The sequence below is a fragment of the Arthrobacter humicola genome, assembly GCF_022803015.1.
GTDB lineage: Bacteria > Actinomycetota > Actinomycetes > Actinomycetales > Micrococcaceae > Arthrobacter > Arthrobacter humicola_A.
In genome coordinates this window covers 547,040-555,312 of record NZ_JAFKON010000002.1, presented here as the reverse complement: position 1 = coordinate 555,312, position 8,273 = coordinate 547,040, and the positions used below count along the sequence as shown (strand labels likewise).

The 8,273-nt window shown below is 70.3% G+C and carries 10 protein-coding genes; 2 read left to right on the top strand and 8 right to left on the bottom strand.

What is annotated here, in order from left to right:
* Positions 1-664: 664 nt before the first annotated feature.
* The 3 genes from ARTB_RS07530 to ARTB_RS07520 form a co-directional block, all read right to left on the bottom strand.
* Positions 665-1,771, bottom strand: coding sequence for an acyl-CoA dehydrogenase family protein (locus tag ARTB_RS07530; protein WP_243178370.1), 1,107 nt, complete (start codon positions 1,769-1,771; stop codon positions 665-667).
* Between the two features lie 230 nt (positions 1,772-2,001).
* Positions 2,002-2,679, bottom strand: coding sequence for an O-methyltransferase (locus ARTB_RS07525; protein ID WP_243178369.1), 678 nt, complete (start codon positions 2,677-2,679; stop codon positions 2,002-2,004).
* 92 nt (positions 2,680-2,771) lie between these two features.
* Positions 2,772-3,137, bottom strand: coding sequence for a thiamine-binding protein (locus tag ARTB_RS07520; RefSeq protein ID WP_243178368.1), 366 nt, complete (start codon positions 3,135-3,137; stop codon positions 2,772-2,774).
* 177 nt (positions 3,138-3,314) lie between these two features.
* Here ARTB_RS07520 and ARTB_RS07515 point away from each other — a divergent pair, with 177 nt between their 5' ends.
* A complete protein-coding gene (locus ARTB_RS07515; protein WP_028275272.1) occupies positions 3,315-3,947 on the top strand; it encodes a TetR/AcrR family transcriptional regulator in 633 nt (210 codons plus the stop codon).
* A 51-nt stretch (positions 3,948-3,998) separates the two neighbouring features.
* On the opposite strand, the gene ARTB_RS07510 is transcribed toward ARTB_RS07515, so the two are convergent.
* From ARTB_RS07510 to ARTB_RS07490, 5 genes are all read right to left on the bottom strand, one after another.
* Entirely contained in the window at positions 3,999-4,253 is a 255-nt protein-coding gene (locus ARTB_RS07510; RefSeq protein WP_243178367.1) for a hypothetical protein, read from the bottom strand.
* 108 nt (positions 4,254-4,361) lie between these two features.
* Positions 4,362-4,673, bottom strand: coding sequence for an AzlD domain-containing protein (locus ARTB_RS07505; RefSeq protein ID WP_028275273.1), 312 nt, complete (start codon positions 4,671-4,673; stop codon positions 4,362-4,364).
* On the bottom strand, positions 4,670-5,479 hold the full coding sequence (locus ARTB_RS07500) for an AzlC family ABC transporter permease (RefSeq protein ID WP_243178366.1): 810 nt from the start codon (positions 5,477-5,479) through the stop codon (positions 4,670-4,672). The genes ARTB_RS07505 and ARTB_RS07500 overlap by 4 nt, the downstream gene beginning before the upstream one ends.
* Positions 5,440-5,886 carry a DoxX family protein gene (locus tag ARTB_RS07495; RefSeq protein WP_028275275.1) on the bottom strand — a complete coding sequence of 149 codons (447 nt, stop codon included), beginning with the start codon at positions 5,884-5,886 and terminating at the stop codon, positions 5,440-5,442. The genes ARTB_RS07500 and ARTB_RS07495 overlap by 40 nt, the downstream gene beginning before the upstream one ends.
* A gap of 96 nt (positions 5,887-5,982) precedes the next feature.
* Positions 5,983-6,885 (bottom strand): glycerophosphodiester phosphodiesterase, encoded by a 903-nt coding sequence (locus tag ARTB_RS07490; protein WP_243178365.1) that lies wholly within the window; start codon positions 6,883-6,885, stop codon positions 5,983-5,985.
* A gap of 50 nt (positions 6,886-6,935) precedes the next feature.
* On the opposite strand from ARTB_RS07490, the gene ARTB_RS07485 reads away from it, so the two are divergent.
* Complete coding sequence (locus ARTB_RS07485; RefSeq protein ID WP_439954094.1) at positions 6,936-8,273, top strand: DUF445 domain-containing protein; 1,338 nt, start codon at positions 6,936-6,938, stop codon at positions 8,271-8,273.

Genomic DNA, 8,273 nt, shown 5'->3' with positions numbered 1-8,273 from the left:
CAGATGTGTATAAGAGACAGGGTCAGGCCGGCCGCCCCCGCCGGGTCGCCGCCGGCGTCCGGCGCGCCTGGTGCCGCCCACAGCCAGTACCAGATGGGGTATTCGAGGAGGGCGTGGCCCGCCGCGGCGCTGAGCCCGGCGGCAACGGATCCGAGGACGTCGTGGTCGGTGTGGCCATCGGAGCGGTAGGGCGCCACGAGGACCACCTCGTCGGCGGCGCGACCGCATACGGCCGCCGCCTCCCGGACCGCGTCCCGGACAGCCTTCCGGATCTCTTCCCGGTGCCCGGCGAGGTGACCGTCGGGCAGGCCCAGGCACTGCCACGCCACGTCCCCGGCCCCGTTCCCGGCTCCGGAAAGGCGTTTCAGGGCGTCGCCGAACTCCTGCAGCCGGACCGCCGCGAGCTGTTCCGGCGTCGTCGTTGGCGAGCCGGGGTGGGATCCTTCCCCCGCCGTGCACAGCAGCACGCGGACCGTGGCGCCGACGGCGTGCAGCCGCGCCAGCAGCCCGCCGGCCCCGAGCGATTCGTCGTCCGGGTGCGCGGCCAGGACGACGAAGGCCCGGCCGGCGAGCGCCGCGTCATCCAGCGGCAGGTCCGGCAGCCCGGCGGCACGGCTGCCGGCCCAGGCGGCCTCGGTGGTCCCGGCGTCGTTGTGGGTGAAGGTCACCATGGGTTGCTTTCGGCCAGCGCCAGGGCGCCCAGCTGCGCGTCGTCGCGCATCGCGTGGTGCTGGCGGATGTACAGGGCGAGATCGGCCATCCGTTTTCCGTAGCGCTCGTCAAAGGCGAGCGGGGCCGGACCGAGATTTTGGCTCACGAGCGCCTGGACGCGTTCGACGGCGGCGGCCACGCTGCCGCGCACGCGCAGGGCTTCCTGCCACGCACCGCGGTCCGAGAGTTCGCCGGCGTCGATCCTCGCGGCCGTGCCGGCCAGGTAGGCGGTCAGGGCGGCCAGCGTTCGGTCAATCTCGCCGAGGTGGGCCAGTGCAATCTGGTCCGGTTCCCGTCCGCCGTCGGCGGAGTGCCGCAGGGAGTCGGCGAAGCTGCGCGCCACGGCGACGGCGCCGCCGAGCCAGCAGGCAGCCACGCCCATGCCGCCCCACGCGAAACCCGGGCGCTGGTAATACCAGCCGGCGCCGCCGAGGGGCACGGCGGAAACGGCCTCGAAGTGGACTGTGCCGCTGGGAATCTCGCGCAGCCCCCGGCTGGTCCACTCCGGATTCGCGAAGCCCACCCCGTTCGCGTGGAGGTCGACGGCGAAGGCGGCCCGGCCGCCGGCCTCCAGATGGGCCGTCAGCACGGCATGGTCCAGCTGGGCGGCGAGCGAGCACCAGGGCTTGGATCCCTGCAGGATCCAGCCGTCTGCGGCTTCCTTGGCTTCGAGCCGCAGGCCGGGCGCCTCGGCGGCGAACACACCCCAGGTCCCCTCGAAGTCGGCATCGTCCGGGTCCGGGCAGTCCCGGCCGTGCCGTGCCGCCTCGTCGCCGGCCTGGGCCAGGATCGCCACGGCATCCAGGTGTGGTTCCAGCACCCGTCCGGCGGCGACATCGACGGCGGTCACGGAGGCCAGAATCTCCCACAGGAACGCGGTCCGGCCGTCCCCTGGTTTGGGCGCCGCCGCCGCGGCCGCCTTGGCCAGCTCCAGCAGCGCCGGCACATCGCCGACGGCGTCCTGCGCCTCGGACAGCAGGGGGCTGATCGTCTCCAGCTCTGCGGCCGCGGAGCTGATCCGGACAGGTAGGGGGTGGTGCGAGATGGGGATCCCGTTCATTTCGGCTGCCTGTGTTCCTTCGGGCTGGGCGGATCGGGCTGGGCGGATCGGGCTGGGCGGATCGGGCTGGGCCCGGCCACGTGGCTGAAGTCCTGCGCGTCCGCGGCCGCGCCGCCATCGCTGGCGCCGTCGACAAGTAATCTAAGCATACTTAGCACTTGGGGGTGGCCGGGCGCTTCACGGGGTCGGCTGCCACCGGCGCGTTCGCCCCGGCGGACAATCTCTTGCACCTAGCGGACGATCGCGAGGGCGAAGCCGTCCCAGCCTTTCGAACCCACGGTCTGGATCACGGTGCCGTCCAGCCGCGGGTCATCGCCCATCATCTGGAGGGTGCTGATGATTCCGGGGGCGTTGACCGGGTCCATCGACGCGTCCAGCACTGCACCCTCCCACACGACGTTGTCCACCACGATGGTGGTGCCGGGCCGGCCAAGCCGGATGGCCCAGTCCAGGTAGTGTGGGTTGTTTTCCTTGTCGGCATCGATGAACACGAAATCGAAGGGCGGCCCGGCTTCGCTTTCCAGCTCGGGCAGGGTGTCCAGCGCCGCGCCGACCCGGATGTCCACCTTGTGGCCCAGCCCGGCGTCGTCAACGTTGGTGCGCGCGACGCGGGCGTGCCGGGGGAGGTATTCGCAGGTGACCAGCCGGCCGTCGTCGGGCAGTCCCTGGGCCATCCAGATGGTGCTGAAGCCGGCCAGCGTACCGATCTCCAGGACGCGGCGGGCACCGGAGAGCTGGACCAGCAGCTTCAGGAGTTTGCCGGCGTTGGGGGCCACTTCGATGGGCGGCATGCCTGCCTCAAGCGCGCTGGTGACGGCGCGCTTGAGTGAACGGTCCGGGCGGACCACCGCGTCGGAGAGGAAGTTCTCGACGGCGACCCAGCCGGGGGCGGATTGATGCTCGATCATGCCCCCAGTGTTCCAGCCGCCCGCGCCCGGCGGTACCCCTCCGGGCGCGCCGTTCCCGCCCGCGTTTCGGCGTGCGGTCCGGCTCAGTACGCCTAGTTTCCCGGCCGGGTTGGGATTTGCGGGCCGGCCCCGACGGCGCCCTGCCCGTCGATGGCGTCTTCCAGCCGTTCCACCTTGCCGGTCAGCTCGCCGCTGTAGCCCGGCCGGATGTCCGCCTTGAGGACCAGCGAGACGCGCGAACCGTAGGCGCCCACCGCGTCCGTGGCCCGCTTGACGACGTCCATGACCTCGTCCCAGTCCCCCTCGATCTCGGTGAACATGGAACTCGTCCGGTTGGGCAGGCCCGACTCCCGGACGATCCGCACCGCCGCCGCGACGGCGTCGTGGACCGACGCGTCGCCGGGCGCTTGCCCGTTGGCTGGGTCACCGGAGGGTGCTACGGAGAATGCGACCAGCATGTGGTGGTTCCCTTCACTCAGTCAGGACACCGGGGGCGAAAACTTCCGGGCTGTCCGGCACTAGTCTTTCACGCGATTCCAGCCCGGCAGCGGCCGGGGGCACCTCCGCCACCGTCACATAAGTCACTACCCGCCGGTAACAGGTTCGCGCACCCTTCGCGTTGCTACCCTAGGCAAATGAACCGGGCAGTAGACCGCAGGCCGCTCCGCGCAGATGCCGCGCGCAACGTGGACAAAATCATCGCCGCGGCCCGCCAGTGCTTCCGCGAGCACGGCCCCGAGGTGCCGCTGCAGACCATTGCCGTCACCGCCGGCGTGGGTCCCGCCACCCTTTTCCGGAATTTCGCCGACAAGGAAGAGCTGGTGCTCGCTGCCCTGAACCAGCAGCTCCGGCTGCAGGTGGATCCGGCCATCGATGAGGCCCTGGCCGATCCTGACGCCGCCGCAGGGCTCTTTCGGGTCATCGATGCCACGATGCATGTCGCCAGCGAAGAAGCCAACCTGCTGGGAGCTGTCGCGGGCCGGCGCGGGCTGCTGACCGGGATCACGGGCGGCCTGATTGAATCCATCGCCGTGCTGCTGGGCCGGGGCCAGGGGCAGGGCACCCTGCGCAGCGATATTTCCATGACGGACATGATCCGCCTGCTGGCCATGCTGATCGGCGTCGTGGACACCATGGAGCCGGGCTCCGACGCGTGGCGCCGGCCCGTGGCGCTGGTTGAGGACGCCATCCGGACGGAGCGGCCGGACCGGGCGTTGCCGCCGCAGGCCCCGCTGACGGGCACCGCGTTCGACGCCGTTCTCGGCTAGCACCCATAAGCGCCGGTTCCTGCAGGTGCCCCGGCAGCCCGGTGCCCCGCGCTAGTCTTCGGCCGGCTTTTCCTTGGCTTCGAGAAGGTGTTGCTGAAGCTTCTCTTCGGCTTCCCGACGGCGGCGGGACATTTCGCGCATTTCCCGGGTGGACTCAGCCCCGCCGGAAACATACGGCTCGTGCGCCTTGGTGCGCTGATCCTTGCGCGGCTCCGCGGCCTGCTGCTCCGCGGCCTGCTGCTCCGCGGCCTGCTCATCGGCAGCCTCCCGGTCGGCAGCCGGCAGCTCGCCGTCGTGTTCAGTCATGTTCGAATGCTCCCATGCGATCCCGGCACCAAGTAGGGACTAAAGACCGTTCCGGCCGCACCCACAGCCGGTCCGCGGCCCAGCGCGGTCAGGCGTCCCACGAACGGGTCAGTCCCAGCCGAGCAGCCGGAGCCCGGCGGCCGCGGCCGCGCCGGCGATCACCACCACCAGGAACGGCGCGCGCAACCACAAAGCGATGGCCGCCGCCGCCAAGGCGCCAAGCCGGGCGTCCAGGACGAGCGACTGGCCGGAGGCGACGGCATTGACCACCGTCAGGGACGCCAGCAGCCCGATTGTCATGGTCCCGGCAATCCTGGACGTCCGCGGGTTGCGGAGCAGGCTGGCCGGCACCAGGTAGCCGAGCAGCTTCCAGGCGTAGGCGAGCAGGCAGGAGAGCAGCAGCCACATCCAGAGGTTCATGCGTCGTCTCCGGAGCGGTCACCGCGGGAATCGCGGGCAGGGTCGTGGTGGTGGTGCACGTGGTCCTCCGCGTACGGATCGACGTCCGGCTCCAGGCCCTCGTCGCTGCGGCCGTGGCTGAACCAGCCGATCCCCGCCGCGACCACGGCGGCGACGAGGATCGGCACTCCCGGGGGCACGAACGGCACGGCCAGCACGGTGGCCAGCGCGCAGACCACCGCGATGGCCACAGGTTCCCTACCTTTCAGCCGCGGCCAGAGCAGGCCCAGGAAGGCCGCCACGGCGGCGCCGTCCAGTCCCCACTGTTTGGGATCCCCGAGTGCCCCGCCGGCCAATGCGCCGAGGGCGGTGAACAGGTTCCAGAGAACAAAGACGCCGATTCCGGCGGTCCAGAAGCCGCGTTTCTGCTCGTCGGGATCCGTCTGCCCGGTGCTGGTGGCGGTGGACTCATCGATGGTCAGTTGGGCCGCGGCAAACTTCCGCCACCCCCGCGGCTGCAGGAGGGCATTGATCTGCATGCCGTAGATGCCGTTGCGCATGCCCAGCAGCGTCGCGGCGCCCATCGCCGCGACGCCGGACCCGCCGCCGGCCACCACACCGATGAAGGCGAACTGCGAGCCGCCGCTGAACAGCAGCAGGCTCAGCGCCATGGTCTGCCAGAAATCCAGGCCTGAGGTTACGGACAGCGCGCCGAAGGAGACGCCGTAGAGCCCGGTGGCGATGCTGATCGACAAACCGATCCGCACCGCCGGTGACTGCAGGATTTTCACGGGCGCCGGTTCCGCCGTGTCAAAGTCCAGGCCCATGCGATGAGGGGCGCCTGGAGCGGGAGCCGCAGGGTGTGCACGCGTCGCCGGCGAGGCGAGCCCTCCGGCCCGTAGGCTTTGCGCAGGGCGTCCACGTGGCCGGCGAGGAAGGCTGCGAACAGCGCCGTGACACAGCCCGCGGCGGCCCTCCGGGTGGCCGGGACCAGGAGCCCGACGGCGGCGGCGGCTTCCAGCAGCCCGCTCACTGCCACCCATTCCTCACGGGACAGGACGGCCAGGGGCCCGTTCGGCTGCTCGCCGGAGTCGTCCCGGCACAGGAAGTCGGGTACCACCGGGTGGAAAAATTCAGGCTCGCGGAAGTGCTTGGCGGCACTGGTGAGCAGCAGCGCGCTCATCGCTGCCGCGGATAGCGTCTGGAGGTCCGGGACGGGCCGGCGAAATGGCATGCAACAACTCAACCACAGCGGCCACGCCGGCCGTAATCCGCGGGGACGCAGGGGATGTGAAGATGTCGGCCCAGGATCCGTGGAGCGGCCAGGCGGCTACCGTGGGGGCCGGCTGTCCGCCATGAGCTGGGAGAGGACCTGGGCCGGCCAGTTGGTGGTGATCTCCTGGATCCCGAGTTTCCGGCACCGTTCGACGTCGTCCTCGGTGTCGACCGTCCACACCCGGCACCGCAGCCCCGAGGCGAGCCAGCGCTGAACGGCCGGGGCGTGCGTGCGGACGTACCCGATGCCGGGGCCGGCAATGCCCGCCTCGGCCGCCGCCAGGATCCGTTCCCCCTCAGCCTGGGCGGCCTTCATCACGTTGGCCAGCGCCCCGCCGGTCAGGGCACCGAGGCCCAGTTCCTCCCGGATGTCCGCCACATTGACGTCGTCCACGAGCTGGCAGACGGCCGCGGCCGGCACGGACTCCAGGAGGTGTTTTACGGAGTCGGGGCTAAAGCTCATGAAGGAAACCGTGATGTTCTCCAGCATCGACGTCCGCGGATCCCAGCCCTCGACCCTCAGGACCTCCAGGGCCCGGTCCTCGAGTCTGAGCTGGTACGGGCTCGGGTGTTTAAACTCGATCGCCAGCCCGATCCCGCGGCCGGCCGCGCGCAGGATGTCGAGCAGGTCCGGCAGGGTCAGGAACTGCCCGGACTTGGCGCCGTAGGCCTCCGGGATCCGGGCTCCCTTCCAGGAGGAGAAGTCCAGTTCCTGGAGTTCTTGCAGGGTCCGGTCGGCCACCTGGCCCGTGCCGTCCGAGGTGCGGTCCAGGGTGGCATCGTGCAGGAGCACCACGTGCTGGTCCCGGGTCAGGTGGACATCGCATTCCACACCGTCGGCGCCGTCGGCGATGGCCTGCAGGTACGCGGCCCGGGTGTGCTCGGCGAAGGTTCCGCTGGAGCCGCGGTGGGCATAGACCAAAGGCCGGGCGGCGGCGGCAGGCTCATCAGTGGTCATGGTGCCACGTTAGCGGACCGTCCGTTTCTGTGGCGGGCTAGGCTGGGCTCATGCAGGTGAATACTGAGGCAACTTCCCTGACCGGTGCCGCGGGACGTCCAGGCGGCACCCGGCCGGGCGGTCCCCCCGGGCAGCGTTCCGCTGCCTCCAGCGACCGCGAGAAGGCCGCGGCGCTGCGCCGGATGAAGCTCCTGGCCCTCTCGCTGCTGATCGTCATGGCGGTGATTTTCATCGTCGCGTTCGCCCTGCAGAAGCAGTATCCGGGGCTCGAATATGTCCGCGCCGCGGCCGAGGGCGGCATGGTCGGTGCCCTCGCGGACTGGTTCGCCGTCACGGCCCTGTTCAAGTACCCCATGGGCATCAAGATCCCGCACACCGCGATCATCCCGCGCCGCAAGGACCAGATCGGCGCCTCGCTGGGCGAATTCGTGGAAACCAATTTCCTCTCCGAACAGGTGGTCCAGGAGAAGCTGGCGTCCGCAGACATTGCGCGCAAGGCCGGCGCCTGGCTGTCCAGCCCCGGCGGCCCGGACCGGGTCGCCAAGGAGGGTGCCGCCGTCATCCGCGGCGCGTTCAAGGTGCTCAACGACGACGACGTCCAGGCCGTGATCGAGTCCATGGTCCGTAAGCACCTGCTCACCCCGCCGTGGGGGCCGCCGGTGGGCCGGCTCGCCGAGCGGATCTTCGACGACGGGCACCACCATGCGCTGGTGGACCTAATGGTGGACCGCACCGTGGACTGGGTGCGGGACAACCAGGAGACGGTCAACAGGCTGGTCACCGACCGGTCCCCGACGTGGGTGCCCTCGTTCGTGGACGGGCTGGTGGGCGACAAGGTGTACGTGGAGATCCTCAAGTTCACCCGCGCCGTGCAGTCCGACCCGCAGCACCAGGTCCGCCTCTCGATCGACAAGTACCTCAAGGAACTCGCGCAGGACCTGCAGCATGATCCTGTCATGATCGCCCGCGCCGAGGGCATCAAGGCCCAAGTGCTCGGCGACCCGGAGGTCCGCGAGCTCGCCTCCCGCACCTGGGACACCATCAAGACGGCCCTGCTCACCGCCGTCGATGACCCGCACAGCGAACTGACCGTCAAGTTCAAGGCGGCCGTGCATGACTTCGGCACCCGGCTGCTGGTCGATCCCGAGCTCGCCGGCAAGGTGAACGCCTGGATCGGCGACGCGGCCGGCTACCTCGTGAAGACCTACCGCTCGGACATCGCGGGGGTCATCACGGACACCGTGGCCCGCTGGGATGCCGAAGAGACGTCGCAGAAGATCGAGCTGCAGGTCGGCAGGGACCTGCAGTTCATCCGGATCAACGGCACGGTGGTGGGTGCCCTGGCCGGGCTGGCCATCTTTACGCTGGCCACCCTGCTGTTCGGCTAG

Coding starts and splice junctions, on each gene's coding strand:
- ARTB_RS07490 (WP_243178365.1), bottom strand. CDS start 6,885: ATGACCACTGATGAGCCTGCCGCCGCCGCCCGGCCTTTGGTCTATGCC.
- ARTB_RS07530 (WP_243178370.1), bottom strand. CDS start 1,771: ATGAACGGGATCCCCATCTCGCACCACCCCCTACCTGTCCGGATCAGC.
- ARTB_RS07505 (WP_028275273.1), bottom strand. CDS start 4,673: ATGAACCTCTGGATGTGGCTGCTGCTCTCCTGCCTGCTCGCCTACGCC.
- ARTB_RS07495 (WP_028275275.1), bottom strand. CDS start 5,886: ATGCCATTTCGCCGGCCCGTCCCGGACCTCCAGACGCTATCCGCGGCA.
- ARTB_RS07485 (WP_439954094.1), top strand. CDS start 6,936: ATGCAGGTGAATACTGAGGCAACTTCCCTGACCGGTGCCGCGGGACGT.
- ARTB_RS07520 (WP_243178368.1), bottom strand. CDS start 3,137: ATGCTGGTCGCATTCTCCGTAGCACCCTCCGGTGACCCAGCCAACGGG.
- ARTB_RS07515 (WP_028275272.1), top strand. CDS start 3,315: ATGAACCGGGCAGTAGACCGCAGGCCGCTCCGCGCAGATGCCGCGCGC.
- ARTB_RS07525 (WP_243178369.1), bottom strand. CDS start 2,679: ATGATCGAGCATCAATCCGCCCCCGGCTGGGTCGCCGTCGAGAACTTC.
- ARTB_RS07500 (WP_243178366.1), bottom strand. CDS start 5,479: ATGGGCCTGGACTTTGACACGGCGGAACCGGCGCCCGTGAAAATCCTG.
- ARTB_RS07510 (WP_243178367.1), bottom strand. CDS start 4,253: ATGACTGAACACGACGGCGAGCTGCCGGCTGCCGACCGGGAGGCTGCC.